Raw genomic sequence first — 26026 nt, 5'->3', positions numbered from 1 at the left:
TTGAGACTTCGAACGCCTCCCTCAACGGCGCGGGAGCCCTGTGCGTTGCGCGACCGCCTGCATCACCCGATCAGTGGGCACACTGAAAACGCTCAGTGGGCCGAGAGCGCATCAATACGCGGTTCCCTGAATTCCTCGACCAACGCGGACCAAACCGTTGGGTATCGGTCGGGACGGTGAGTCGCTTGAGCCTGCGGTGGCGCTGAGGACAGATATGGCGGCGGCATGCGGCTCGATGCACCTCCCTGCAAGGCGTGGGCAGGTCCAGCAGGGCCGAGGACGGTACTGGCCATCGGTCGTCTCCGCTATCGGTCGCCTACGGGAGGGAACATCGTACGTGGCTCGCCGTTGCACTGTCAGGCGGATGACGGCCAACAACCGCTCGGGGAAGGGACTTTGACCGGCGCGCGGCGTCGACCTCGCCACTCCTCCTGCTCACCAGCCGTGGGCAGCGAGCGACCAGCCCGCCGACCGCACGCGCGCCGCGAGCGTGCATGCACCCCGTCTGCGAGGTCACCTCATCGGCGTTTCGACCGCCGGAACGCCGGCGATCACGACTGCACCGTAGTCAGGGCTCCGGCTCGGGGGTTCCGGCTCGGGGGTTCCGGCTCGGGGGTTCCGGCTCGGGGGTTCCGGCTCGCGGCTGCCCCTCAATGACCCAACGGCCGGCACAGACAAGGGCCCCGGCCTCCATACGGAGACCGGGGCCCTTGTTCATCGAGCGCTGGGCAGGCCTTGCACCTACATCTCCCCACAGGAAGTGGGGCGCCTTTCCTTGGACCACCAACGCCGGGCCCGCAACCGCTGATCGCGACCGCAAGCTCAAGATCCACTATACCGCACCCGGGCGGCGTACCGCACCCGCGCGGCCCGTGGAACGCGTGATCTGAGTACGCGTACTCACAAGCCCCCGTTCCCCTCCTTGTAGCCTGGCGGCGGCGGAAGACCGGAGTGACGTACGAAACAGGTGGGACCAAAGGGGGAACGGGTGGGTTCGTTCGCTGAGGAGTGGGCTCAGCTCAAGGGTGGTCCCGCGGGCGGGGGCGGGATGCGGCTGGCCGGCACGGGCGACAGCGGTGGCGGCGGCAAGGGAGACGTGCAGTCCAGCAAAGCCGCCTGGACGGCGGCGGGCAGTGCCGTCGGCGGACTGGGCGGCGACGTCAAGAAGGCGCTGACCGCCCTTGAGACGGGCCAGCAGGGGCTGGGCACCGGCGGCGGAGTGGAGAGCGCGGCGGCGCAGTCCGAGGTCTACCAGAGCTGGAAGACGTACCTGGACAAGCTGTCCGGACGGTGCACCGCACTCCAGGGCAACCTGGAGCGGGCGGGCAACGACCTGCTCCTGACCGACGACAACATCAGGGGACTCTTCGTGGAGCTGGGGAAGCAGTACCAGGACACCCCGGCCGTCGGTGGCGAGGGAAAGTGACCTGAGCCATGGACATCGAGGCGCTGAAGACGCTCAAGCTGCACGAGTTCGAGGAAGCCGCGGCCGGATACCGCTCGTCCAGCGACATGGCGAGCTCGGCGAAGGACGCGCTGGAGCAGCGGATCACCGTGCAGATGCAGAAGGTGCTCAAGGGAGAGACGGCCGACGCCGCGGTCGGCCAACTGCGGGAGGTGACCAAGGACTTCCATTACGTCCAGGTCGAGTGCGGCCTGATCGCGACGGCCCTGAAGGCGTTCGCCGCGGACCTGCGACCGGCGCAGGACAAGCTGAAGCGGGCGCTGTCGGAGGCGGCCGAGCACAAGTTCACGGTGGGCGCGGACGGCGCGGTGGCGTATCCGGCGGCTGGTGAGAACCCGGGCGGTTCCCCGCCGGGACCCGGTAGCGCGAGTTACGTCTCGGACAAGGGCGCCCAGGGGCTTCAGGAACAGGCGGCCCGCTTCAACCCGAATCCGAACTACGCGATCGCCCAGGGCATCGCCAACCGCATCGCGGAGGCCCTCAAGGAGGCCACGGACGCGGACCAGAAGTGGGCGCCGCAACTGCGCAAGCTCAAGGCGGACGACGACCTGGTCGTCTCCGACGGGGACTGGGCGGACGTCGCGAAGGACACGGAGGGTGTGCGCGGGGCGGCCCGGCACTACCTGGACTCCCTGCCGCAGCCCCCGAAGGACGGCAGCCCGAAGGCCAACGCGGACTGGTGGAAGGGCCTGGACCCCGACCAGCAGGCCGCCTGGACCGCGCTGCGTCCCGATACGGTCGGTGGCCTCGACGGCCTCCCGGCCACGGCCCGGGACGAGGCCAACCGCATGGTCCTCGACGAACGGCGGGGCCAGTACCGGACGGAGCTGAACGGCATCCCCAAGCCGCCCGCCAACGAATGGACGTGGATAACCGCCGGTACGTTCCCCTCCAAGGTGCACACCGACGAGTGGATGGAGTGGGACAAGAAGTACGGGGACCGGTACCGGCACCTGGAGTCGTCCCTCAAGGGCATGAGCGCCATCCAGACCCGGTTCGACCAGACCAGCAAGGACGGGCTGCCCGAGGCGTATCTGCTCGGCTTCAGCCCCGAGGGCCACGGCCGGGCCATCCTGGCCAACGGCAACCCGGACACCGCTCAGCACCAGGCCGTGTACGTGCCCGGCACCACGTCGAACCTGAGCGGCTTCGGGGGCAGCATCGACCGGACGACCGAGCTGTGGCGCCAGACCCAGCAGGCGGCGCCGGGCGCCGACGTATCGACCATCGCCTGGCTCGGTTACGACGCCCCTCAGGACATCGTCAAAGACGCCCCGTTCGAGCACTACGCCTATGACGGTGCGCCCGCCTACCGGAAGTTCATGGACGGTCTCGACGCTTCGTACAGTGGTTCCGGTGAGCCGCACCGCACGGCCATCGGGCACTCCTACGGCACCACCCTGATCGGGGCGGCGGCCGAGACGGGCGACCTCAACGCGGATGACGTGATCTTCGCGGGGAGCCCGGGGGTCAAGGTCGGCTCGGCCGGCGAGATGGACGTCCCGAAGGGGCACGTGTGGAACGAGGAAGCGGACGGCGACAAGGTCCCGGACATCGGCCGCTGGGGCCACGGCGGCAGCCAGTGGAAGATGGGCGGCGGCGTGTTCCTCATCCCCAGCGACGAGGCCTTCGGCGCGAACCAGATGAACACGCGTCCCGAGGGCAGCGGCCCCTCGGCGACGGCGGGATCGCACGGCCACAGTGAGTACTGGAACAGAGACACGACAGCCCTGAAGAACCAGGCGCAGGTCGTGGTAGGCCAGTACGGCAACGTCACCGCTCCCCGGTGACGCGCCTCGTCCAGGCCGCACCGGCACCAGCACCAGCACCAGCACTCGCACCCACCGAACCGTCAGCGACCCTCCCGACCCCACCACCAAGGACCCGCATGCTCCGCGCACCGCTCCCCGCCGCTCGTCGGCGCCGCCCGGGCAGCGCCCTGTTTCCCCTCGTACTGACCGGCCTTCTTCTGAGTGGATGTGGCATGAGCGACGACGACACCTCGAAGATTCCCCTCGCGGGCACAGCCAGCACCGATGACGCGGTCGCCGCCGTGAAAGCGGTCTCCAGCCAGATCTACGAATTCACCGGGGTACCCGGCAAAGCCTCGGAGCCCGGGCCCGGTGTGAAGGCATGCCCGGGCAGGGACCCGGAGAAGTACTTCCAGGTCTATCACCCGTGGAACTTCGCGCCGACGTCCGGTGCCGACAACGACGTCGCCATGCGGCACCTCAAGGAGAAGCTCAGCACGGGCGGTTGGGTGCTCAAGGATGAGTACCGCGACAACAGCCCGAACAAGAACCTCAATCTCGTCGCCGACAACGACGCCAAGAAGATGAGCGTCTGGATCGTTGCGTACAACAAGAACGCCACCCCCAGCATCGGCATCGACGTCACCTCGGGCTGCTACCGGGCCCCCGACGGCCAGACGATCAACCACTCCTAGCAGCGGCTTCCCTGGGAGGCCCGGCGGCGCCACGGGCTACGCGCCGGGCCGGGGGGCCGGCCGCCCGGCCGCCGATCGCAATGGTGCCTCCGGGCCGGGCCGGGCCGGCGGACAGCGGCGCTAGCCCTCGGTCGCGTTCGTGACCATGCGGTGGGCCGCGAGCAGGGTGAGGTCGGGTACGGCCTTGCGGAGGGCTTTCACTCGGGCAACGTGACCGCTTCGGGAATCGAGGCCGGCGTCGGCCAGAATGTCTCGGACCCATTGGCCGAGAAGGTCGTCATCGGTTCGCCCGCAGTGCGCCTCGACGAGTGCGACAGCCCGTTCCAGCCCGGCTTGCTCGCCGGGTGCCGCCTCGGACAGGGCTGCTCGTACGGCCTGGAGGATGTCGGGACCGTCCCGAAGAACGAGTACGGATGTCTTTTCGGACGGCATGACTTCTCCTCGGGGGATGGCGGCGTCGGGTGGTACGACGACGGGCGCGCGCCGTCAGCGGCGGCGCGTAAGACGGCTCGCGGTGAAGCTCCCCGTCATCCCCGCGTGGGCGTGCAGCGACCTCACCTCACTGCGTACCCGGGTGGCCTCCAGGCGCGCCTGCCGCTCGATCAGCAAACCCTCCGCGTACTCGGCCGGGCCACTGCGCCCCCGCCGGGCCACCATGACCACCAGCCCCACGACAACGACGCCCAGTCCCACGAACAAACCCGCCAACGCGCCCATCGCTCCCCCGTCCCCCCGGTCCCCGATCAAGAAGCCCAACCCTACGCAAGATCCTTGCCCAGGAACATGCTCGGCTCTCACCGCGACGGGCGGAACAGTGTGCAGGCACTTGGCGTCCCCGGCCCGCGCGGCCCGGTGATCAACGGGGCGTCGTCGGACCGGCGCGCCTCCAGCCGGTCCAGCGCCACGTCGAAACGCTCCCTCGTTCAACAGGGCGGTTATCACGGCGTGATGGGTGCGTCCTGCGTTCGACCGCCGACCGGTCGGCATCGCGCCCGGATACGAAACGCCCCGAGCGGGGCCCCGTTGGAGCGACCGAGAGCGACCGAGAGCGACCGAGCATCCTGAATCACCGCACCCCGCGTCCGGGGCCGCACCAGGCATTGCCCCCGCGGCTACACCTCGATGTACGCGACGACCACCACGGTGCGCAGCGCGGTCAGGTAGTACAGGATCCGAACCGCTTCGATCTCGTCCGCGTACTGGCGCAGCTCGGGCCGGGAGGCGTTGCCGGGGATCGGGTCGCCGCTCTCGGGGTTGACGGAGAGGGCGACCAAGGCGCGGTCCAGGGCGTGGATCTCACGCTCGGTGGTGAGCTCTTCGAGCTGCTTGGCCGCGGAGTCGCTGAACGCGACCCGGGCGCGCCGGGGGGCGTGGCCGGATGCCATCAGGCGACGGCCGGGCGCTGGGCGACGAGGCGGTCGAGGTGCTGCTCGCGCAGTTCCTCCCAGGGGGTGCACTCCTCCGCCGACGGCAGGCCGTGGGTGGCGATGTCCTCCAGGACGCCGGCGAGCCGGTCGGCGTTCTCACGGGTCCTGGCAGCGTAGGCGCGGACCGCGTCGGCGGCCGCGGGCTCCAGCTGCTGCCGCGCGGCGGCGGGGGCCGACTGTTCGCTCATCGGGGGCTCCTGGGCAGTCATTCGGCGTACCCCTTCACGGTATCGCCGGGACCGGCCCACCGGACCCCATGCGGACGAACCAGACCCGACCCCGCCGCCGCCCAACTCCCCGACGGTGTTCCCTCCCACGCGATCGCCGCTGTGAACTGACGCCCTGCGCCTCCCCGGTCACAGCGACGGACACGCCAGCATGGCACATGGCCGGAAAGCGCCCCCCTACTCCCGGCTTACGCGTTCGCGAGCGCCACCAGTTCGAAGGCCGTCTTGCCGTCGAGGGACTCGCGGATGATGTCCGCGTGCCCGCTGTGCCGGCCGATCTCCTCGATCAGGTGCAGCAGCATCCAGCGCATCGAGACCCGGCCCTCCTTGGGGAACCACGGCGCGTCCGGCAGCGGGAAGGTGTCGTTCAGGGACGGCACGGAGTGGACGAACTCCTCGGTCTCCTTGGCGACCGCGTCCCAGAACGCCAGCGTCTGCGGCACCGTCTCGTCGCCGACCAGCACAAAGCTCTCGTGCCACGTCGACTCCTCGCGCTGCTTCTCGTTCGGCCGCTGCTGGGCCAGCCGCAGCCAGCTCAGCTCGCACTCCGCCACGTGCTTGAGCAGCCCGGACAACGAGAGCTCGCTGGCGCTGGGGCGGCCGGCGGCCTGCTCCTCGGTGAGGCCGAGCAGCGCACGCCGCAGCCCGCCGCGCTGGGCCTCGATGAACGCCAGGAGCGCGCCGCGCTCGTCGCCGTGTGCCTCTGCGGGTACGTGAGTGACCATGATGTCCGCCCTCTGATCCGGTCCGGGAGGCCCTGCGCCTCCCTGCCTTCCGACGACACCCAAGTTACGCAGTATCTAGGTCAGATCGTGTCCTCCATGCAGAGCGGAAAGTGAACTCGCGCAGCAGCGGGATCGCTGTCCCGAGAACCGCAGGACATTTGCCAGGGGCAGGGGCAGGGGCAGCGGCAGGGGCAGGGGCAGGGGCCGCTAGGCCTGCGCCGTGGGGCGTACGACCATGTCGCCCACGTCCACACTCGCCGGCTGCTCGACCGCGAACGCGATGGCCCGCGCGATGGCCTCCGGCGGGATCGCGATCTCGCCCATGCTGTCGAGGATCCGGGCCTTCATCTCCGGCGCCATGGGGTCCGTGAACTCCGTACGCGTCACCCCCGGGGACACCACGGTCACACGCACGGTGGCGCCCGCTTCCTGGCGCAGGCCCTCGGAGAGGGTGCGTACGGCGTTCTTGGTCGCGGCGTACACCCCTTGCAGCGGTACGACCCGGAGCCCGGCCGTGGAGACGGTGTTGACGAAGTGTCCGAAGCCCTGGCGGCGGAAGACGGGCAGGGCTGCCGCGATCCCGTACAGGACGCCCTTGAAGTTGACGTCGATCATCTCTTCCCAGTCCTCGACGCGCAGGTCGTCGATGGGCGAGATCAGGCCGACCCCGGCGTTGCTGACGAGGACGTCGAGCCTGCCGTAACGGGTGCGGGCCAGGTCGACCAGGGCGGTCAGGTCCGCGCGGCGCTTCACGTCCGTACGGGCCCAGACGGCCTGGCCGCCGGCCTTCTCGATACGGGCGGCCAGCGCCTCCAGGCGGTCCGGGCGGCGGGCGCCGAGGACGACCTTCGCGCCGCGCTCGGCGAGCAGCAGGGCCGTGGCCTCGCCGATCCCGCTGCTGGCACCGGTGATCGCGACGACCTTGCCCGCGATCCCCTCGATGCCGTCTATGCCCTCGATCTGCGACACGGGTGATCCTTCCAGGGCGGGGGGAGAGGACGGCGGCGCGTGGCATACCGTAGAAACGGAGGCACCGCCGGTTACCCGGCCTGGCATCACCGTAAGTGGAGGCGCCTCCACTTAGCAAGCGACAGAATCCAGGAGACCGAGCCGCCCATGACACCGGAACGGGATACGCAGGCCCCGCAGCGCCCCCTGCGGGCCGACGCGCAGCGCAACCGGGACAGGATCCTGGCCGCCGCCGTGCGCGTGTTCACCGAGGAGGGGCTGAACGCCCACTTCGAGCGCATCGCGAAAGAGGCGGGCGTGGGCACCGGCACGCTGTACCGCAACTTCCCGACCCGGGAAGCCCTGATCGAGGCGGCGTACCGCAACGAGGTGGCCCGGCTGTGCGACGCCGTCCCCGAACTGCTGGCGGCCGCGCCCCCGCGCGAGGCACTGCGTACGTGGATGGGCCGCTTCGTCGACTACGCCACCGCCAAGCTCGGCATGGCCGACGCCCTGCGCGCCGTCGTCGCCTCGGGAAGCGACCCGTACGGGCGCAGCCGCGACATGATCCAGGACGCCCTCACCACGCTCATGGAGGCGGGTACCGCAGCCGGCGCCTTCCGCTCCGACATCCGGCCCGGCGACATGTTCGCCGCGCTCGCCGGGATCGCCCTCACCTCTGCGGCCCCGGACCAGCGCGAGCAGGCCGAACGGCTCCTGGACCTCACCCTGGACGGCCTGACCCGCTTTCCGCCCCCGTCAGGGTGAGCCGGTCGTCCCGTCGGACGGCCCGTCGCTCGGCCCGTCGTCCCTCTCGGCCGCCGCGCGCCGGTACCCCGCGTTGATCCGCTGCGCCTCCTCCAGCTGGTCTTCCAGGATGACGATGCGGCAGGCGGCCTCGACGGGGGTGCCCTGGTCGACGAGTTCGCGGGCGCGGGCGGCGATGCGGAGCTGGTAGCGGGAGTAGCGGCGGTGGCCGCCCTCCGAGCGGAGGGGGGTGATCAGGCGCGCCTCCCCCAGGGCCCGCAGGAAGGCGGGGGTGGTGCCGAGCATTTCGGCGGCCCGGCCCATGGTGTAGGCCGGGTAGTCGTCGTCGTCCAGACGGTCGCCGAGCGGATTTTCTGCTGTCACTGTCACCTCGTCGTGCGGCATGTAGCTGTGGGCTCGGTGAATTCAACAGCATCGGCCGGGCCCACTGTCACACCGGGACACGCATAAGGGCCCTGCCGACGCGCGTCGGCAGGGCCCTTATGCGTATCTCGGTGCGTTACGCGGGGGTGGACGCGCCCAGCAGCGCCGACGCCGTCTGGAGCGGCGTCAGCTCGCGGGCGGGCATCGCCTCGGGGAGAGCGCGGCACGTGAAACCGAGGAGGGTCATGGCGCGGGTGACCTCCTGGGCGGTGAAGTCGCGGCGGTCCTGGCGCGTGACGACCTCGCCGACCTGCTTGACGGGGTAGCGGCGGCGGCCGATGAGCACGGACTCGCCTTCGACGGGCTGGGGCTTGACGCCCTTCATCGAGGCCTCCACCCCGCTCTTGGTGAGGTCGAACGGGAAACGGGCGATGACGCAACGCATGGTGCCTCCAGAAAGGAAAAGGAGAGGAGTGGGGAGAAGGAGCTCGTTCGGGCCCGGGCCGTTTCCGGCTCGGCCCCTGCCTCCGTTTAGGCCGCCGCCTCCGCGCCGGGCCTGCGCTGCCCCGCCCCCGTACCGCGTACGCCGCGCTCCTGGCCCGTACGGCCTCGGCGGCCGCGGGACGAGGCCGTCGCGCTGCGGCGCGGGCGCTCCGCCACCGGGGCGGTGATCGTGACCGGGATGCCCGAGGGGGCCTGGGCGCCGGTGATGCGGGTCAGCTCCGCGTCCCCGGAGCGCACCTGGGTGGTCTGGGGAACGATCCCGGCCGTCACCATCAGGCGGCTCATGTCGCGGCGCTGGTTGGGGGTCACCAGGGTCACGACGCTGCCGGAGGCACCTGCGCGGGCGGTGCGGCCGCCGCGGTGCAGGTAGTCCTTGTGGTCGGAGGGCGGGTCGACGTTGACGACCAGGTCGAGGTCGTCGACGTGGATGCCGCGGGCCGCGACGTTGGTGGCCACCAGCACCGTCACATGGCCGGTCTTGAACCGGGCCAGGGTCCGGGTGCGCTGGGGCTGGGACTTGCCGCCGTGCAGCGCGGCCGCCCGTACGCCGCTGCTGAGCAGGTGCTCGGTCAGCCGGTCGACGGCGTGCTTGGTGTCCAGGAACATCAGCACCCGGCCGTCGCGGGCGGCGATCTCGGTGGTCGCCTGGTGCTTGTCGGCGCCGTGGACGTGGAGCACGTGGTGCTCCATCGTGGTGACCGCACCCGCCGACGGGTCGACGGAGTGGACCACCGGGTCCGTGAGGTAGCGGCGGACCAGCAGGTCCACGTTGCGGTCCAGGGTGGCCGAGAACAGCATCCGCTGGCCCTCGGGGCGCACCTGGTCCAGGAGCGCGGTCACCTGGGGCATGAAGCCCATGTCGGCCATCTGGTCGGCCTCGTCCAGGACGGTGATGCCGACCTGGTTCAGCCGGCAGTCGCCGCGCTCGATGAGGTCCTTGAGACGTCCGGGCGTCGCCACGACGACCTCGGCGCCCGAGCGCAGCGCCCCGGCCTGCTTGCCGATCGACATCCCGCCGACGACCGTGGCCAGGCGCAGCTTCAGCGACCGGGCGTACGGGGTGAGCGCGTCGGTGACCTGCTGCGCGAGCTCGCGGGTCGGGACGAGCACCAGCGCCAGCGGCTGGCGGGGCTCGGCGCGCTGTCCTGCCGTACGGGCCAGCAGCGCGAGGCCGAAGGCGAGGGTCTTGCCCGAGCCGGTGCGGCCCCGGCCGAGTACGTCACGGCCCGCGAGCGAGTTCGGCAGCGTGGCCGCCTGGATCGGGAACGGCACGGTGACGCCCTGGGAGCCGAGCGCCGCCAGGAGCGGGCGGGGCAGGGCCAGGTCGGCGAAGGCCTCGACGGCCGGGAGTGCGGGGGTGAGCGTCACCGGGGGCGCGAACTCGCCCTGCGGGGCGGAGGGGCGGCGGCCGTAGCCGGAGCGCGGGCCGCTGCGCGTCGGGGAGTGCGTACCGGTGCGTGCGCGGGTGAAACGGTCGTTCGTGCGTGTGCTGCGGTTCAAGAGGAACCTTCCTTGATGCTGCTTGCTTCGGCACGTATCAAGGAATTCCCGGGGAACACGGGTGGCACGGGGAATCGCAAGAACGAGCCAATCAGATGCGTGATGCGCGGGAGCGGACCGGGCCGGGAGGCGTTTCTCGCGGCGCGGCGCTGAAATACGGGCCGGACCGGGGCCCGGAGACAAAACGAGCTGGGGCCCGCACCCCAAGGTGCGGGCCCCAGCTACGACGGACGCGTGTGCGTCTGCGTCAAGATCAGGCGGGAACGATGTTCTCGGCCGTCGGGCCCTTCTGGCCCTGCGCGATGTCGAACGTCACCTTCTGGCCTTCCTGAAGCTCACGGAAGCCCTGGGCGGCGATGTTGGAGTAGTGGGCGAACACGTCCGGGCCGCCACCCTCCTGCTCGATGAAGCCGAAGCCCTTTTCCGCGTTGAACCACTTCACGGTGCCAGCAGCCATGTCAATCTCCTTCGGGGCATTTCCCGGAACCCGCACTGTGCGGACTCCGCGTCACTGCGATGATTACCCCGCCCGGAGAAAAACCGGGACATACAAAAATGCTCCCACCTTGCCCTGGAGTGCAGGACGGCGGCGAGGGCACTTGAAGTTTTCGGGAACCACAACTGCAACTGAGATCGACAGTAGCACGGCATACCGGGACCCGCACGGCTGAATAATTCGCTTCCGCCCGTCGCACAAGAAATTCTGAGCGCGCTTCTCGCCAAATTCTTCTACGGCGGGAACAGATTTTTATTCACTCGCCGAACGAGGTTTTTCGCCGCCCACGGCCCCGACAGCCCCGCCCCGGTGCGGTCAGCGCAGCACACCCTCCAGGAAGTCGCTGCCGAGGCGGGCGACCACGGTCAGGTCCAGCTGGTGGTGTACGTAACGGCCGCGCCGGCGGGTCGTGATCAGGCCGGCCTTCTTCAGGGCCGCGATGTGCCGGGAGACCTCGGGCGCGCTGATGTCGTGGGCGGCCGCGAGCTCGGTCGTGGTGTACGCGGAGCGGGCCAGGTAGCGGCACATCCGGATGCGCATCGGGTGGGCCAGGGCCTCCATGCGCAGCTCCAGCAGGTCCAGGGAGCCGGGTCCTGGCACGTGGGGCGCGGCGGCCGGGTAGTGGATCACCGGGCGCCAGCGCGGCGCGTGCAGCACCCACAGGTGGGGCCAGCCCAGCGAGGACGGGACGAAGGTGACGCCGGGTCCCACGGCCGGGTCGAGCGCCTGCGTACGGCCGCTGCTCAGTTTGTCCACGCTGATACGGGACCCGTCGTCCGCCAGCGTGAGGGCGGGCGAGACCTCGGCCAGCGCCTCGGCCAGGCCCTTGTGGCGCAGCACCTGCGTCTTGTGCCGGGCGTCGGCGGCGAGCTCGACGCGTACGCGCTGCCAGACGTCGTCGAAGAACGCCTCGGCGCAGTCCTCGAAGAGGCGGCGCGTCCAGGCCCGCAGGGCGGGCGGGTCCTCCAGGAGGCGGGTGGCGAAGTCGAGTTGCCGGGGTCCCCGGGCGGCGGCGCGTTCCAGGGCGTGGGCGCGGGCCTTGGCGTCGCCGAGCGGGGAGGGGCCGCCGCGGCCGTAGTTGCTGGTGCAGGAGATCTCCAGGGCGGCGTCGACGAACACGTCGTCGTCGAGCCGGTCGAGCATGTCCAGGTCCTCGGCGAGGGTGGCGCCCGGGCGGCCGTGCGAGTCGGGCAGCGCGGCGAACGGCAGCGAGATGTCGGAGAACGAGGACGTCCACAGGAAGTTCGCCTCGCACAACCGGTCCGCGAGGTCGGGCTTGAGGGCGGCGTTCGTCGCGGTCGTCCACCCGTGAAGCCCCGGGTGGTGCCCCGGCTCGGCCAGGGCGTGCAGCGCGGCGCACAGCTCGGCCAGCGGCGCGGGGCTGAACACGAGGCGCTCGGGCGGCAGTCCGGCGATGTCGATGATCACGCTCATGGGGTTATGGTGCCGGACTCTGCGCAGGTGGGGAGCGTAATTTGACGGTTCTCGTCAATCGTCCGTCCGCCCCCGACCGCGGGGGCCGCGGGCCGCCGCGTGGCGTACGAGGGCGGCCGCCGCCCGCCGGGTGCCGCCGTGACCGAAGCGGTCGGTGAGCGCCCGGGCACGGCCCGGGGCGGGGCCGAGGCCGGCGGTGGACTTGGCGATACGGGCGGTGAGCAGTTCGCGCAGGGCGGGGGTGGCCGAGGTCCGGCGGACGGCGGCGCCGACGGCGGCCAGGAAGTCCGGGGTGGGTGCGGCGCTGTCGATGGCCTGGCCGAGGTCCGCCCAGTCCAGGTGGGCGTCGCAGTAGCCGTGGGCGGCGAGTTGGCGGGCCTGGGCGGGGTGGGTCTCGTTGACGGAGGGCAGCCACAGCGTGGGGACGCCGGTGGCGGCGGCGTCGTAGATGTGGCCCAGGCCCGGGGTCATACAGGCGTACGCGGCGCTGCCCATGAGGTCGAGCACGTCGGCGTGGTCGTACGTGCCCACGGCCGGATCGGCCAGCTCGGCGGCGACGCGGCGGCTCGCGGTGGCGACGACGGGCCGCGCGACCGGTTGCGCGGCCCGGACGGCCTCCAGCATCAGGCGCGCGTACGCGACGGCGTCGGACGTCTGCCAGTAGGGGTTGTGCAGTCCCCCGAGGTTGACCAGGACGTGCCGCCCGGGGCGCCAGGCGCGGCGTGGCGGGATGAGCGGCGGGACGACGAGGGCGCGCGAGCGCAGCGCGGGATCCGCCGCGAGCCTCTCACGTACGCCGAAGAAGTCCTGGGCGAGGTACAGCCCGGTGTCGTGGGCCACGGCGGGGATCTCGGGCCAGAACCAGGTGAGCGCGTCGTAGACGGCCACGTCGAGTCCGGCGCGGCGGGCGAGGGCGGCGGCGGGGAAGTCCATCGCGGTGACGAACAGGTCGTAGTGGGGCGCCCGTTGACGTAATCGGGCCAGCCGTTCGCCCTCGGACAGGTCCGTCCAGTCGTGGATCGCGCGGTAGGGCGGGGTGCGCTGGAGGTCGAGGGTGTGCCCCTCGCCGACGTAGTCGGGTACGCAGCCGAGCAGGGCCAGCTCCTCGGCGAGAACGGCGGCCGCCGCGGCCGGGCCGAAGCCGAAGGCCTGGGCGTTGAGCAGCAGACGGGGGCCGGGGGCGGGGAGGCGGTCGGCCATGTCGGCTGCTCCGGAGGGGAGTTGGGGGGCGGAGCCGGTGGGGTGCGGCGCGGGGCGCCCTGGCGGACGATACCTCGGATCGCTACGATGAGTCACGTTCCGTGACGCAGGGGCGTATCGCGCAGCACTTGCGCAGCACGCAACCCGTCCATGCCGTCTGCCACTTCCCCCTTGGAGCGCAAGCGCTATGGACCCGCTGGAGACGGAGACGGAGACGGAATCCGAAACGGAGACGGGGATGGGGGCGGGGACGGGGGCGGGGACGGGGACGGAAACCGAGCCCTGGACCCGGCCCGAGGTCGGCGCGCTCGCCGTGCCGGGGGCGACCCTGCACTACGAAGTACGCGGCGCCGGGCCCCTGTTGCTGCTCCTCGGCGGCGGCAACTCCGACGCCGCCGTCTTCGAACGGCTCGGCGCCGTGCTCGCGGCGGACCACCGCGTGGTGACCGTCGACCCGAGGGGCAACTCCCGCAGTACGCTCGACGGCCCGCCCGTCGACCAGCGCATCGAGGTGCACGCCGACGACGCGTACCGCCTGCTTGAACGGCTGTCGCCGGGCGGCGGGCCGGTGCGGGTGTTCGGCAGCTGCTCGGGCGGGCTGACCGCGCTCGAACTCGCCCGGCGCCACCCGGAGCGGATCGCCGCGCTGGTGGTGCACGAGCCGCCCGCGTTCGGGCTGCTGCCGGACGCGGCGGAGCGGCTCGCGTTCATCGACGGCGTGTACGGGACGTTCCGCCGGGAAGGCACCGCGGCGGCCATGGCCGAGTTCAGCGCGCTCTTCGGCGGCCGCCCGGCCCCGGAGCTGCCGGAGGCGCACGACAACACGGCGTTATTCCTGGCCCACATGCTGCGCCCGTCGACCCGCTTCCTCCCCGACGTCGCCGCCCTCGCCCCGCTGGCGGGCCGTATCGCCGTCGCCGGGGGCCGCGACTCCCGCACCCAGACCGTGCACCGCCCGGCGGAGGTCCTGGCCGAACGGCTCGGGCGGCGGCTCCTGGAGTTCCCCGGCGGGCATGTCGGCTACGTGAGGTGGCCGGAGGAGTTCGCGGGGGTGCTGCGCGGGGCGCTGGCCGGGGTGTGGGAAAGGGGCGGCGCGCCATCGGGCCGCCCGCTCACCCGTCCCGGCGGCCGCGCCGCCGAGGGTGGGTGAGCGGGGGACACGCGCGGTGGCGTCAGCCGACGCGCATCCAGTGCTGGTCGCTGTGGCCGTTGCAGTCCCAGATGACGACCGGCGCATCATCGCCGCTGCCACCCTTGTACTGAGCGAGGCACTTGTTGCCGTCGCCGTTGGCCCGGGCGGCGTGGTTGCGGATCGCGGAGTACCGCGGGTCGCTGGAGATGGTGTCGAAGTACCACAGCTGGTCCGGGTTCCCGTTGCAGTCCCAGCCGACGACGCTCGTGCCGTTCCCGGTCGCGCCCTCCCACGTACCGAGACACTGGCCGTAGCCGTTCTTGATCTCGTAGTAGTCCCCGCCGCTGTCGCTGCCCTTGTAGTCGGCGCGGTACCACTGCTGGTCGGGGTTGTGGTTGCAGGTCCACATGATCGCGAGGTTCTGGTACTCCTTGGCCATGTCGATGGCCAGGCAGTGGTTCCCGTTCTCGTTGACGAACTCGTTCGTCGGCGAGGCCGAGGCCGTCGCCGAGGACGACAGCGTCATCCCGGCGGCCATGGCGAGGGCTGATGCCGTCATCAGGGCTGTCTTGAGCAATTTCATGGGTCCCCCGTTGTCGAGTGGGTGGGATGCGGGTCGTCTGCGACCCGGGGGAATCGTCACAGCCGCCTCCAACAGGCTGCTAACAGCGCTCCAACGCGGTCGCGGGCACGCGGTTGGTACTGGCCCTGCGGCGGTGCGTCGAGGGGCTCGCGTGGAGGCCAGGCCTCGGCCGCCCCTCGCCGGACCAGCCGGGTCGTTCGTCTCGACGCCTTCAGGGGCCCGTTGAAGGAGAGTCGGACAGAGGGGTCGTCCGAGGGCTCGGAAGGTCCGGCCAGTCTTGCGCCAGGTGTCGGCGTTGAGCGTCCGCTCACGCATTCAGGGCATGTACCGGCCTGTTCGGCTGCACCCAGACTTGCTACCTGATCCAGGTTCCGGCGGCGCTTCCCTGCCGAACTCAAGGCATGGTCGGCTGGCCGTCCCGCAGAAACCGCGGTCGTCCTGTGACGATGGCAGCAATGGCGGCATCGAACCTGCGGCTCAGCCTGTCCCGAAGCCAAACGCCGGCCCGGCACGGGTGTACGAAGGCCAGCTCGGACAGTTCCTCGTCCTGGGGGTTTACGGCGGCGACCTGGTCGTGGTCGAGGGTTCCGCCGTCGAAGATGAACGCGATCTGGTCGTCCCAGGGGCCGTGGGGCGGTACCCGGTCGACGACGAGCAGCCCCTGGAGGGGAAGGTCGAGGCCGAGTTCCTCCCTGAGTTCGCGGCGGGCCGCGTCGTCGGGGGCTTCGTTGTCTTCGGCCATGCCGCCGGGGAGGTCCCAGCCGGGTTTGCAGGTGGGCTTGACCAGGAGGATGTCGCCATCGGCGTTACGAAGGATGACGTCGGCGGCGACGCGTTTGCGGGCCTGGGTGGCGTTGCCTTCGGCGAGGTAGGCATTCCAGGCTTCGGGGTCGGCGGGGGTGGGCCTCATCGTGCGGTGCCTTCCCTGGGCGTCGGGACGATGTCGGCGAGCAACAGCATTCCGGCCCGTCGTACGTCGGCGGCCTGCACGTCGACAACTGGGACAAGCTGCCATACCCGACGAAGCACACCGGCCGCCGGCGGCTCTGCCTCGACCTCGGCCCCGGCACCCGCTACCTGCTCCTCGGCGACCTGGACATCCGCACCATCTGCAAAGCCCTCCACCCCGACGACTTCGACCTGCGATACCCGCACACAGACGACTTGCGCCACTACGTCGACGACGGACACCTCGTCCTCTGCTTCCGGCTCCGCCTGGACCCGGGGGAGGGCTACATCGCTCCCACCGAACTCTCCCCGCACGACGGCTCCACGCAAGATCAACGGACCCCGTCCAACTCCGCATTCTGGCTCGGCAACTGGCCCCGAGGCGTCCTGCCCTCGCTGGTCCAGGGCCTATCACATCGGCGGCGACTCCGCCGCGGGGTGCCCCTTGATGACCGAGGGCGGCGAGGAGGCCGCGGAATCCTCGACGGGGGCCGCCGCTTCACACCCGGCTTCGCCACCGCCGGTCAGCTGAGCGCACGGCGCAGCGCCTGGACCACGTCCACCTGCGGGAACACCCGGGGAATCTCCTCGGCCGCTTGCTCGATGAGCAGTTCCAGCACGCCGGGCGCTGCGCTGTGCATCACCTCGTACAGGTACGCATCGAGGGCAGCTGGGCTGTCCGGCAGCGTCAGCTCCACCGTGAACGGGGTGCCGTCGGTCTTGTACCGGCCCGGCGGCAGCCCCACCTTGTGCGGGTGCACGCACACCGGGACGCCGACCGCTGTGTACCGGTGGCCATCGACGGGACTGAACGGCGCCTCCGCGCAGGGCGCTCGATCACGTCGAACTCGCCGAGCGGGTAGCGACGTGAGGGGCAGATGCCACATGACGGGTGCTCGCCACCGGTGACGAAAGCGTCAGCCATGCGCGGCAGCGTAGCGCCCTCCCCGTATACGGAACGGTCAACCTGAACAGTGAGGCCCCCACTCCCCACCCAAGATCACAAGTCCCAGGAACTCAACCGCACTCCGCGCCGACTACTGGAACCGGGCGGCAGAGGTCCGCCCGCGTACCAAGTGGACCTGGAGAGTTTCGATGCGTTCTCGCGTGTGGTGGCCTACGACGGCCGTGGTGCTCGGCCTCCTCGCGGCGGGGTGCGGCGACGGGGACGGGGACAAGGGCGCCGACAAGGACAAGGCGGCCGCCGCCGGGGCCTCCGTCTCCGGCTCCGGTTACCCCGTCGGCGTCACCGACTGCATGGGCGCCAAGACCACCTTCGCCGCCGCCCCGAAGAAGATCGTCACCAGTAACGCGGCGGGACTTGAGCTGCTGCTCCGCCTCGGCGCCGGGGACAAGGTGACCGGCACCGGCTTCCCGCCCGGCAAGGGCACCCTGCCCGCCGAGCTCGACGCGCAGGCGCAGAAGGTCAAGGTCCTCGGCAAGATGGTCATCCCGAAGGAGAAGCTCCTCGGGTCCGGCGCCGATCTGTACATCGACACCTTCGCCTCGATGGGCGGCATGGGTGGGGGCATGGGAGATACCCCCACCGACGCCGAGTACAAGGCCGCCGGGATCAAGCACATCTATCTGAAGTCCACCGCCTGCGCGTCCAACCGCAAGAGCCCGGTGACCGACCTCTCCGCCGTCGAGGACGACATCACCTCCCTCGGCGCCGTCACGGGTACGTCCGCCAAGGCGAAGGAGCTCGTCTCGGGGATGAAGAAGACCGTCGATGCCGTGCAGTCTGTCGTGGGATCAACCCCGCAGGGCTCTCGGCCCACCTACTTCTTCTTCGACTACGACGCCGGCACCAAGCAGCCCTCCGTCGTCTGCAACCGGCAGGTCGCCCACGCGGTGATCACCCTCGCGGGCGCCCGCAACGCCTTCGCCGACTGCGACGGCGACTTCAAGCAGGTCGGCTGGGAAGACGTCATCGCCAAGAACCCGGACTGGATCCAGCTCGGCGTACGCGACCGGGGCAGCGAGTCCGCCAACAAGGCGGCGTTCGACGAGGCGCAGAAGTGGCTCCAGGACAACGCCGCCACCAAGGGCCTGAAGGCCGTCAAGGAAGGCCACTTCGTACGCATCGGCTCCGAGCGGACCACCATCGCGGGTGTCAGCAACGCCGACACCGTCCGGGAGATCGCCAAGACGCTCCATCCCGGCAAGGTCGGCTGAGTCGTGGTCTCCCTGGTGTCCGCGCGTAAGAACGACCCCCCGCACTCGCGCACCCGTACACTCTCCGCCCCCGCCCTCGCCGCCGTCCTCTCCCTCGCCCTCCTCGCGGCCCTCACCGCCGCCGTGTCCTGGGGCTCGACCTCCATCCCGCCCGGCGAGGTGTGGGGCGTGGTGTGGCGCAGGCTGTCCGGCGACGCGCCCCGGCCGGGCACCGACGACCTGATCGTGTGGCAGCTGCGGGTGCCGCGCGCGCTGCTCGCCGCGTTCGTCGGCGCGGGGCTCGGCGTCGTCGGTACGGCGGTCCAGGCCCTCGTACGCAATCCGCTCGCCGACCCGTACCTCCTCGGCATCTCCAACGGCGCCTCGCTCGGCGCGGTCGCCGCCATCGTGCTGGGGGCGGGGGCGGGCGGGGCGCTCGGGCTCGGGCTTTCGGGCGCGGCGTTCGCGGGCGCGCTCGTGACGTTCGCGCTGGTGTGGGCCGTGGCCCGGCGCGGCGGCGGGTTCGCGCCGCTCAGGCTCGTCCTGGCCGGGGTGGCCATCGGGCAGTTCCTGTCCGGCTTCACCAGCTACCTCGTGCTGCAAGCCGGGGACGAACAGCAGACCCGCAGCGTGCTGTTCTGGCTCATGGGGAGTCTGAGCGGGGCGACCTGGCCGCTGCTCGCCGTGCCCGCGATCGCCGTTCCCCTCGCGCTGCTGGTGCTCCAGGCCCGCGCCCGGGGCCTGAACGCGCTGCTGATGGGCGACGAGACGGCGGCCGGGCTCGGCATCGACGTCGTACGGCTGCGACGCGAACTGTTCCTGGTCACCAGTGTGCTGACCGGCGTCCTGGTGGCCGTCTCGGGGGCCATCGCCTTCGTCGGGCTGATGGTCCCGCACGTGTGCCGACTGCTCGTCGGCGGCGACCACCGGCGGCTGCTGCCGCTGTCGGCGCTGCTCGGCGCGCTGCTCCTGGTGGTCGTGGACACCGTGTGCCGTACGGCCATGGACGCGCAGGAGCTGCCCGTCGGCGTCGTCACCTCACTGATCGGCGCTCCGGCGCTGCTGTATCTGCTGGACCGGCGGCTGGGGAGTGAGAGTTGAGTACGGGTACGAGTACGGGTACGGGTACGGGTGGGGAGCCTCAGCTGAGGATCGACATCGAGGATCTGCACGTCGCCTATGGCGGCCGTACCGTCGTCTCCGGCGCGCATCTGCTCGCCGCCGAGGGCGAGATCACCGGCCTGGTCGGGCCGAACGGCAGCGGCAAGTCGACGCTGCTGCGGACCGTCTACCGGCATCTGAAGCCGTCCGCCGGGCGGGTGCTCCTGTCCGGCACCGATCTGCGCGAGCTGAGCCCCGTGCAGGCGGCCCGGCACATCGCCGCGCTGCCGCAGGAGCGCGGCGGCGACTTCGAGCTGAGCGTGCGCGAGGTCGTCGCCATGGGACGCACCCCGTACAAGCGGGCCTTCGCCGCAGAGGACACCACCGACGCGGACATCGTCGCGCGCGCCCTCGCCGACGTCGGCATGGACGGCCACGCGGGCCGCCGCTTCACCGAGCTGTCCGGCGGCGAGCGCCAGCGCGTGCTGCTTGCCCGCGCCTTCGCCCAGCAGCCGGACGTCCTGGTCCTGGACGAGCCGACCAACCACCTCGACGTACGCCACCAGGTCGAGCTCCTCGCGTTGCTGCGGGCCCAGGGGCGTACCACCCTCGTCTCGCTCCACGACCTCAACGCCGCCGCCTCGGTCTGCGACCGGCTGCACGTGCTGCACGCGGGGCGCGTCGTCGCCTCCGGCGCGCCCCGCGAGGTGCTGACGCCCGCGCTGATGGCCGAGGTGTTCGGGGTGCGCGCGGCCGTGGTGGACCATCCGCTGACCGGCGACCCGCTGATCGCCTTCGACCACCGGACCCCGGCGGACGTGGACGTGGACGTGGACGCGGACGTAGACGCGGACGTGGACGCGGACGTGGACGCGGACGTAGAGGTGGAGGTGACGGTATGAGCAGCACACCCGATACCCAGGACCGCTGGTCCCTCGTCGCCGTCGCCGGCCTGCTCTCCTTCGTCGCGATGCTCGACATGAACATCGTCAACGTGGCCCTCGCGGACATCTCCAGTGGCCTCGACGTGTCCGCCGCCACCGCCCAGTGGGCGGTTCTCGGCTACCAACTCCCCGTCGTCGCCCTGCTGTTGCCCGTCGGCCGCTGGCTCGACAGTGTCGGACCGCGCCCCGCCCTGCTGACCGCGACCTCCGGGTTCGCGGTGTGCAGCGCGCTCGCCGCACTCTCGCCGTGGGCGGCCTGGCTGATCGCCGCCCGGGTCGGGCAGGGGGCGTTCGGGGCGGTGCTGTTCGTACTGATGCCCGTGCTCGCGATGCGGTCGGTACGGCCCGAGCTGCGCGCGCGGGCGATGAGCGTGCCCGCGACGCTGGGCCCGCTCGGCGCGGTGACCGGGCCCGCGCTCGGCGGGCTGCTCCTGGACCATCTGGGCTGGCGGGCGGTGTTCCTCGTCAAGATCCCCGTCTGCGTACTGGCGCTGGCCGTCGCGTACAAGGCGATGCCGAAGGACGGGCGTCTGCACCGGCCCGACCGGCGCTCGGCCGCCGACGCGCTGCTCGTCGGCACGGGAGTCACCGTCCTCCTGCTCACCCTGACCCTGGCCGCCTCGCACGGCTCGTGGTGGCTGGCGGGCGCGCTCGCCGCCGTACCGCCCCTGTGGTGGTGGCTGCGCGGGCCCGGCGGGCGGCCGGTGACCGGCGCGCTGCGGGCCTCGGGGCTGTACCGGGCGCACGGCGCGGTCCTGGCCCTCGCGGCCGGATTCGCCGCCATGCACTACGTGGTCGCCCTGCACCTCCAGCGCGACGACGGCTTCAGCGCCACCTCCACCGGGCTCACCGTGCTCGCCTTCCCGCTGGGCATGGGCCTCGCCGGACCGCTCGGCGGACGCCTCGCCGACAAGTACGGCGCCCGGCCCGTCGCCACCGCGGGCGCCCTGCTCACCGCCGCCGGTCTGCTGCTGCTCGTCCCGCTGGGCGACAACTGGTCCGCGCCGGACGTGGCCTGGCGCCTCGCGCTCGCGGGCCTCGGCATGGGCCTGAACGGCGGTCCCACGCAGGCGCTGGTCATGGGCGCCGCCGTGCCCGAGCGGGCCGCCACCGTCGGCTCGGCCGTGCAGCTCGCCCGCAGCCTCGGCTTCACCCTCGGCCCGGCCCTGGCCACCGCCGCGTGGGGGCTTGCCGGGGACGGCGAGGGCGTGCGGGCCGGGCTCGCGCTCGCCGCCGTCGCCGCCTGCCTCGCCGTGCCCCTGCTGGCCGTGCCCGTCCGGCTCCCCCTGAAGGCGCAGAGCACCGACCCGGTGCCCGCCGCCCAACCCCAACCCTGACCCTGACCCTGACCCTGGAGCTTGCCCCATGTGCGGAATCACCGGCTGGGTGTCCTTCCGTCCTGACGCCCGAGATTCCCGAGACGCTCGCGACACCCGCGACGCCCGCGACCGGGCCCGCGTCATCGAGGCCATGACCGCGGCGCTCACCCCGCGCGGCCCCGACGCGGGCGGCGTCTGGCTCGACGAGCACGCCGCGATCGGCCACCGGCGTCTGTCCGTCATCGACCTGGCGGGCGGCGTCCAGCCGATGCCCGACCGGCCCGACGCCCCCACCGCCGTCCTCTCCTACAGCGGCGAGGTCTACAACCACCACCAACTGCGCGCGCGACTAAGTCAGTTGGGGCACACCTTCCACACCCGCAGCGACACCGAGGTGGTGCTGCGCGCCTACGCCCAGTGGGGCGAGTCGCTGGCCGACCACCTGGACGGCATGTTCGCCTTCGCCGTCTGGGACGCGCGCGAGCAGCGCCTGCTCCTCGTCCGCGACCGGCTCGGCGTCAAACCCCTGTTCTGGGCCGCCGTCGACGGCGGCCTGGCCTTCGCCTCCGAACCCAAGTCGCTCTTCTCCCACCCGGAGATACACCCCCGGGTGGACGCCGACGGCCTGCGCGAGGCGTACAGCCTGCTCTTCAACACCGGCCCCACGGTGTGGTCGGGCGTACGGGAGGTCGAGCCCGGCGGCCTCCTCGTCCTCGACCGGGGCGGTATCCGCGAGCGCCGCTACTGGCAGCTGGAAGCCGGGGTGCACGGCGACGACCGGGACACCGCCGTCGACCGCGTCCACCACCTGGTGAGCGGGGCCGCGCGCGCCCAGCTGGAGGCCGACGTCCCGCTGTGCAGCCTGCTGTCCGGCGGCATCGACTCCACCGTCCTGACCGCCCTGCTCGCCGACGAACTGCGGCTGCGCGAGGGCCCGGACGCCCGTATCCGCTCGTATGCCGTCGACTACAGCGACCAGGCCGAGCAGTTCACCGGCGATGTGCTGCGCACCGGCCACGACACCCCGTACGCCATCGAGGCGGGCGCCCACATCGGCACCGACCACAGCACGGTCGTCCTCGACCCGCGCACCCTGCTCGACCCCGAGCACCGCACGGCGGTCGTGGTCGCCCGCGACTCGCCCATCGGCGTCGGCGACATGGACACCTCGCTGTATCTCCTCTTCGGGGAGATACGCCGCCACTCCACCGTCGCCCTGTCGGGGGAGGCCGCCGACGAGGTGTTCGGCGGCTACCCCTGGTTCCACAACCCCAAGGCGCTCGCCGCCGACACCTTCCCCTGGCTCCTGGTCACCGGCGACGAGGCCGCGATGCCGCTCAACCCGGACCTCGGCCTGCGCATCGGGGAGTTCCGCGACGATACGTATCGCGCCGCGCTGGCGGCCGTACCGCACGCCGACGGCGAGAGCCCCGAGGAGCACCGCCAGCGCGAGATGCAGCACCTGTCGCTGACCCGCTGGCTTCGCCAGCTCCTGCACCGCAAGGACCGGCTCAGCATGGCGCAGGGCCTGGAGGTGCGGGTGCCCTACTGCGACCACCGCCTCGTCGAGTACGCCTTCGCCACCCCGTGGGCGCTGAAGAGTTTCGACGGCCGCGAGAAGAGCCTGCTGCGCGCGGCGGGCGCGGGCCTCGCCCCGGAGTCGGTGCTGTGGCGGCCCAAGAACCACTATCCGGCCACCCACCACCCCGACTACAACCGCGGGCTGCAGAACATGGCCCGCGACGCGCTGAACGCGTACGGCGGCCGGGTCCGCGACCTCGCCGACGAGACCCGGATCAAACCGTGCCTCGACACCCCGCCCGAGCAGTTGCAGTGGGGCCACCGCCTCCGCCTCGAACGCGTCGTCGACCTCGCCCTGTGGCTGGAGCACCACCAGCCCGAACTCGCCCTCTGAGGAGCGCCTTTCATGACCATCCAGGAACCGCTGCCGGTCGCTGAGGCCGGTGGGGATGTCGCCGAGCCCGTCGTCCCGCTCATGGGCTGCCCGTACAAGAGCAACCCGTACCCTCTGTACGAGCAGATGCGCGAGGAGGGCCCGATCCACCGGGTCCTGTTCCCCAGCGGGGTGAACGCCTGGCTCGTCACCGGGTACGAGGCCGCCCACTCCGCCCTCAACGACGAGCGCCTGGGCAAGCACCACGACCGGGGCAACGACCGCTGGCGGGCCCGCGCCTCGATCATGCCCGAGCCGCAGCACTCCCAGCTCCAGGTCCACCTCCTCCACCAGGACCCGCCCCGCCACACCCGGATGCGGCGCTTCGTGACGGACGCGTTCACCCCGCGCCGCGTCGACGCGCTGCGGCCCCGCTTCCAGGAGCTGGCCGACGCCCTCGTCGACGCCCTGCCCCAGGCGGGCCCCGCCGACCTCGTCGCGGGCTTCGCCGCCCACTTCCCCTTCCAGGTCCTCGCGGAGACCATCGGCCTCCCGGCGCCGCTGGCCGCCCGATTCGACCGCGACTGGGGCAAGGTCGTCCAGCCGGTCGGCCCCACCGACCCGGGGCGGCCGATGTACGAGGCGCGGCTGCACGGCCTCCAGAGCTACATAGCCGAGGTCGTCGCCCACAAGCGCGAGCACACGGACGACGACCTGCTCAGCCGCCTGGTGGTGGCCCGCGACGAGGGCGAACTGACCCGCGAGGAGCTCGACTCCATGATCTTCCAGCTCCTCGTCGCGGGCCAGGAGCCGGTCACCAACCAGATCACCACCGCGCTGATCGCCCTGTTGCGCCACCCGGACCAGCTGGCCCGGCTGCGCGACGACCCGGCACTGCTGCCCCGCGCGGTCGAGGAACTCCTGCGCTACGACAGCGCCTTCGAGCTCACCACCTGGCGCTTCCTCGCCGAGGACAGCGATCTGCACGGCACGGTCGTACCCGCCGGGGACTCGGTGATCGTCTCCCTGTGCGCCGCCAACCGCGACCCGCGCCGCTTCGAGGACCCCGACGCGCTCGTCCTGGACCGCTCCCCCAACCCCCACCTCGCGTTCGGCCACGGCATCCACTTCTGCCCCGGTGCCGCGCTGGCCCGGGCCGAACTCCAGATCGCCCTGGGCACGGTGCTGACGCGGCTGCCGGGATTGCGGCTCGCCGTCGCGGACGAGGACCTGGATTGGATCCAGGCGGTGCTGGGGCGGGGGACGGCGCGGTTGCCGGTGGCGTACGACGGCCGCGTCTGACAGCTGACATCTGATCCCCCGGAGTCGCCGGGGGATCCACCTCACCCGTACCACGGCGCCCGGCACGAGGCCGAGGCGCCATGTCCACGTGCCCGTGCAACCACCCTCTTGGAGAAACCCCATGCCGCTGACGACCGCGCCGGACCCCGTCTCCACGAGCCTGAGCGCCGCGATCCTGAATCTCCTGCTGCCACACCACCGCACGACGGACCACCCCGAAACCCCTACCGACGCGAAGGCCTTCCCCCACCAACTACGCCAAATATCTGCCTACGTACGGGCCAACGCCCCCATCGTCTTCACCCTCCCCGGCTTCCCCTGCAAGTCCCCCAACCCGGCCAAGGCCCTCGGTCACCTCCCCGACCAGGGCGAACGCCTCTCACTCCGCTTCCTCGACTCCCTGTGCAGAGACATCGGCCGGATATACCCACCGGGCGCCCGTATCGTCATCTGCTCCGACGGCCATGTCTTCGGGGACCTCGTCCACGTCCCCGACGACCACATCGACGCGTACGCCGACGAACTGCGTACGCTGATCGCCGCGTCGGGCCTGGACCGGCTCTCCGTCTTCGACCTGCGCGACGTACTCGGCGATTTGTCGCACACCGCCAAACGCACCCACGTCCACGACCGCTACGCCCCGAGCGTGGAGGCCCTGCGCGCCGAGGTCCGTACGGACGAGCAGAGCCTCGCCCTGTACCGGGGCATCACCCGCTTCCTGGTGGAGGACACGGCCGGTTTCACCGGAACGCGGTCCGCGCTGCAACGGGAGTGCCGTATACGGGCGTACGGCGTCATCCAGCGCAGCCGCGCCTGGGGCGACCTGATCGCCGACCACCACGCCCGGGCCGTACGCCTGTCCATCCACCCGCAGCCGGTCGGGGCCCCCAAGTTCGGCATCCGCCTCCTGGACGCGCCCGACGCCTGGACGACCCCGTGGCACTCGGCGGCGCTGCGGCGCGCGGACGGCACGTGGACCCTGATGCCGAGCACGGCGGCGGCCCGGCTCGGCCACCTGGTCCACCGGGACGGCCGGCCGAGCCACTTCGAGCAGAGCGACGCGAGCGACGCGTCCCTGGTCGCGGTCACGGGCTGAGAGGCCGGCCCGGCCGGGCGACCCGCCCTGGGAACGGATTGCCCCGG

28 protein-coding genes are annotated in these 26026 nt (G+C 71.7%); 12 read left to right on the top strand and 16 right to left on the bottom strand.

From position 1 onward, the window contains the following. Window positions 1-988 precede the first annotated feature (988 nt). The 3 genes from ACFWA7_RS25320 (at window position 989) to ACFWA7_RS25310 (ending at window position 3911) form a co-directional block, all read left to right on the top strand. Window positions 989-1426, top strand: a complete 438-nt coding sequence (locus tag ACFWA7_RS25320; protein ID WP_385825353.1) for a hypothetical protein — start codon at window positions 989-991, stop codon at window positions 1424-1426. An 8-nt stretch (window positions 1427-1434) separates the two neighbouring features. After that, on the top strand, window positions 1435-3255 hold the full coding sequence (locus ACFWA7_RS25315; RefSeq protein ID WP_385541105.1) for an alpha/beta hydrolase: 1821 nt from the start codon (window positions 1435-1437) through the stop codon (window positions 3253-3255). 194 nt (window positions 3256-3449) lie between these two features. Continuing rightward, complete coding sequence (locus ACFWA7_RS25310; RefSeq protein ID WP_385541103.1) at window positions 3450-3911, top strand: hypothetical protein; 462 nt, start codon at window positions 3450-3452, stop codon at window positions 3909-3911. A 120-nt stretch (window positions 3912-4031) separates the two neighbouring features. Here the strand turns inward: ACFWA7_RS25310 and ACFWA7_RS25305 are convergent, their stop codons facing one another. From ACFWA7_RS25305 to ACFWA7_RS25280, 6 genes are all read right to left on the bottom strand, one after another. Next, window positions 4032-4343, bottom strand: a complete 312-nt coding sequence (locus ACFWA7_RS25305) for a hypothetical protein (RefSeq protein WP_385541102.1) — start codon at window positions 4341-4343, stop codon at window positions 4032-4034. Between the two features lie 54 nt (window positions 4344-4397). Beyond that, a complete protein-coding gene (locus tag ACFWA7_RS25300; protein WP_385541100.1) occupies window positions 4398-4604 on the bottom strand; it encodes a hypothetical protein in 207 nt (68 codons plus the stop codon). 419 nt (window positions 4605-5023) lie between these two features. Further along, window positions 5024-5296 carry a hypothetical protein gene (locus tag ACFWA7_RS25295; RefSeq protein WP_385541098.1) on the bottom strand — a complete coding sequence of 91 codons (273 nt, stop codon included), beginning with the start codon at window positions 5294-5296 and terminating at the stop codon, window positions 5024-5026. After that, the gene (locus ACFWA7_RS25290) at window positions 5296-5526 is read right to left on the bottom strand and encodes a hypothetical protein (protein ID WP_385541096.1); all 231 of its coding nucleotides are present in this window, start codon (window positions 5524-5526) and stop codon (window positions 5296-5298) included. The genes ACFWA7_RS25295 and ACFWA7_RS25290 overlap by 1 nt, the downstream gene beginning before the upstream one ends. Window positions 5527-5753: 227 nt before the next feature. Beyond that, window positions 5754-6290, bottom strand: a complete 537-nt coding sequence (locus tag ACFWA7_RS25285; protein WP_385541094.1) for a DinB family protein — start codon at window positions 6288-6290, stop codon at window positions 5754-5756. A gap of 207 nt (window positions 6291-6497) precedes the next feature. Continuing rightward, window positions 6498-7232 carry an SDR family oxidoreductase gene (locus tag ACFWA7_RS25280; RefSeq protein WP_385541115.1) on the bottom strand — a complete coding sequence of 245 codons (735 nt, stop codon included), beginning with the start codon at window positions 7230-7232 and terminating at the stop codon, window positions 6498-6500. A 174-nt stretch (window positions 7233-7406) separates the two neighbouring features. Between ACFWA7_RS25280 and ACFWA7_RS25275 the strand changes: the two genes are divergently transcribed. Continuing rightward, window positions 7407-8006: a TetR/AcrR family transcriptional regulator gene (locus ACFWA7_RS25275; protein WP_385541092.1), complete on the top strand. Its 600-nt coding sequence runs from the start codon at window positions 7407-7409 to the stop codon at window positions 8004-8006. On the opposite strand, the gene ACFWA7_RS25270 is transcribed toward ACFWA7_RS25275, so the two are convergent. From ACFWA7_RS25270 to ACFWA7_RS25245, 6 genes are all read right to left on the bottom strand, one after another. Further along, complete coding sequence (locus tag ACFWA7_RS25270) at window positions 7998-8369, bottom strand: MerR family transcriptional regulator (RefSeq protein ID WP_385541090.1); 372 nt, start codon at window positions 8367-8369, stop codon at window positions 7998-8000. The two genes, ACFWA7_RS25275 and ACFWA7_RS25270, sit on opposite strands and share 9 nt — an antisense overlap. A 136-nt stretch (window positions 8370-8505) precedes the next feature. Then, window positions 8506-8814 carry an SCO5918 family protein gene (locus tag ACFWA7_RS25265; protein WP_385541089.1) on the bottom strand — a complete coding sequence of 103 codons (309 nt, stop codon included), beginning with the start codon at window positions 8812-8814 and terminating at the stop codon, window positions 8506-8508. 86 nt (window positions 8815-8900) lie between these two features. After that, complete coding sequence (locus tag ACFWA7_RS25260; RefSeq protein ID WP_385541087.1) at window positions 8901-10373, bottom strand: DEAD/DEAH box helicase; 1473 nt, start codon at window positions 10371-10373, stop codon at window positions 8901-8903. A gap of 253 nt (window positions 10374-10626) precedes the next feature. Beyond that, on the bottom strand, window positions 10627-10830 hold the full coding sequence (locus tag ACFWA7_RS25255) for a cold-shock protein (protein WP_190093980.1): 204 nt from the start codon (window positions 10828-10830) through the stop codon (window positions 10627-10629). Window positions 10831-11184: 354 nt separating this feature from the next. Then, window positions 11185-12303 (bottom strand): DUF5937 family protein, encoded by a 1119-nt coding sequence (locus tag ACFWA7_RS25250; protein ID WP_385541085.1) that lies wholly within the window; start codon window positions 12301-12303, stop codon window positions 11185-11187. Between the two features lie 54 nt (window positions 12304-12357). Beyond that, window positions 12358-13503 carry a hypothetical protein gene (locus tag ACFWA7_RS25245; RefSeq protein WP_385825351.1) on the bottom strand — a complete coding sequence of 382 codons (1146 nt, stop codon included), beginning with the start codon at window positions 13501-13503 and terminating at the stop codon, window positions 12358-12360. 187 nt (window positions 13504-13690) lie between these two features. On the opposite strand from ACFWA7_RS25245, the gene ACFWA7_RS25240 reads away from it, so the two are divergent. Next, window positions 13691-14653 (top strand): alpha/beta fold hydrolase, encoded by a 963-nt coding sequence (locus ACFWA7_RS25240; protein ID WP_385825349.1) that lies wholly within the window; start codon window positions 13691-13693, stop codon window positions 14651-14653. A 22-nt stretch (window positions 14654-14675) separates the two neighbouring features. Here ACFWA7_RS25240 and ACFWA7_RS25235 read toward each other — a convergent pair whose 3' ends face one another. From ACFWA7_RS25235 to ACFWA7_RS25220, 4 genes are all read right to left on the bottom strand, one after another. Then, on the bottom strand, window positions 14676-15194 hold the full coding sequence (locus ACFWA7_RS25235) for an RICIN domain-containing protein (protein WP_385825347.1): 519 nt from the start codon (window positions 15192-15194) through the stop codon (window positions 14676-14678). 418 nt (window positions 15195-15612) lie between these two features. Continuing rightward, the gene (locus tag ACFWA7_RS25230; RefSeq protein ID WP_385825345.1) at window positions 15613-16128 is read right to left on the bottom strand and encodes an NUDIX domain-containing protein; all 516 of its coding nucleotides are present in this window, start codon (window positions 16126-16128) and stop codon (window positions 15613-15615) included. Next, window positions 16125-16481, bottom strand: coding sequence for a hypothetical protein (locus tag ACFWA7_RS25225; protein ID WP_385825342.1), 357 nt, complete (start codon window positions 16479-16481; stop codon window positions 16125-16127). Before ACFWA7_RS25225 ends, ACFWA7_RS25230 begins: the two co-directional genes overlap by 4 nt. A 209-nt stretch (window positions 16482-16690) precedes the next feature. Next, entirely contained in the window at window positions 16691-16927 is a 237-nt protein-coding gene (locus ACFWA7_RS25220) for a hypothetical protein (RefSeq protein WP_385825340.1), read from the bottom strand. 334 nt (window positions 16928-17261) lie between these two features. Here ACFWA7_RS25220 and ACFWA7_RS25215 point away from each other — a divergent pair, with 334 nt between their 5' ends. The 7 genes from ACFWA7_RS25215 (at window position 17262) to ACFWA7_RS25185 (ending at window position 25979) form a co-directional block, all read left to right on the top strand. Beyond that, the gene (locus ACFWA7_RS25215) at window positions 17262-18344 is read left to right on the top strand and encodes an ABC transporter substrate-binding protein (protein WP_385825338.1); all 1083 of its coding nucleotides are present in this window, start codon (window positions 17262-17264) and stop codon (window positions 18342-18344) included. 15 nt (window positions 18345-18359) lie between these two features. Further along, entirely contained in the window at window positions 18360-19424 is a 1065-nt protein-coding gene (locus ACFWA7_RS25210) for a FecCD family ABC transporter permease (protein ID WP_385825359.1), read from the top strand. Between the two features lie 44 nt (window positions 19425-19468). Continuing rightward, window positions 19469-20326 carry an ABC transporter ATP-binding protein gene (locus ACFWA7_RS25205; protein WP_385825357.1) on the top strand — a complete coding sequence of 286 codons (858 nt, stop codon included), beginning with the start codon at window positions 19469-19471 and terminating at the stop codon, window positions 20324-20326. Continuing rightward, window positions 20323-21705 (top strand): MFS transporter, encoded by a 1383-nt coding sequence (locus ACFWA7_RS25200; protein WP_385541070.1) that lies wholly within the window; start codon window positions 20323-20325, stop codon window positions 21703-21705. The genes ACFWA7_RS25205 and ACFWA7_RS25200 overlap by 4 nt, the downstream gene beginning before the upstream one ends. Window positions 21706-21733: 28 nt before the next feature. Continuing rightward, window positions 21734-23602: an asparagine synthase (glutamine-hydrolyzing) gene (gene asnB / locus ACFWA7_RS25195; RefSeq protein ID WP_385825336.1), complete on the top strand. Its 1869-nt coding sequence runs from the start codon at window positions 21734-21736 to the stop codon at window positions 23600-23602. Between the two features lie 12 nt (window positions 23603-23614). Beyond that, window positions 23615-24883 carry a cytochrome P450 gene (locus ACFWA7_RS25190; protein ID WP_385825334.1) on the top strand — a complete coding sequence of 423 codons (1269 nt, stop codon included), beginning with the start codon at window positions 23615-23617 and terminating at the stop codon, window positions 24881-24883. Window positions 24884-25004: 121 nt separating this feature from the next. Beyond that, window positions 25005-25979 (top strand): L-tyrosine/L-tryptophan isonitrile synthase family protein, encoded by a 975-nt coding sequence (locus ACFWA7_RS25185; protein ID WP_385825332.1) that lies wholly within the window; start codon window positions 25005-25007, stop codon window positions 25977-25979. Window positions 25980-26026 lie beyond the last annotated feature (47 nt).

The sequence above is a fragment of the Streptomyces sp. NPDC059994 genome, from assembly GCF_042737755.1.
GTDB lineage: Bacteria > Actinomycetota > Actinomycetes > Streptomycetales > Streptomycetaceae > Streptomyces.
This window is presented reverse-complemented; position numbering and strand designations above follow the sequence as displayed.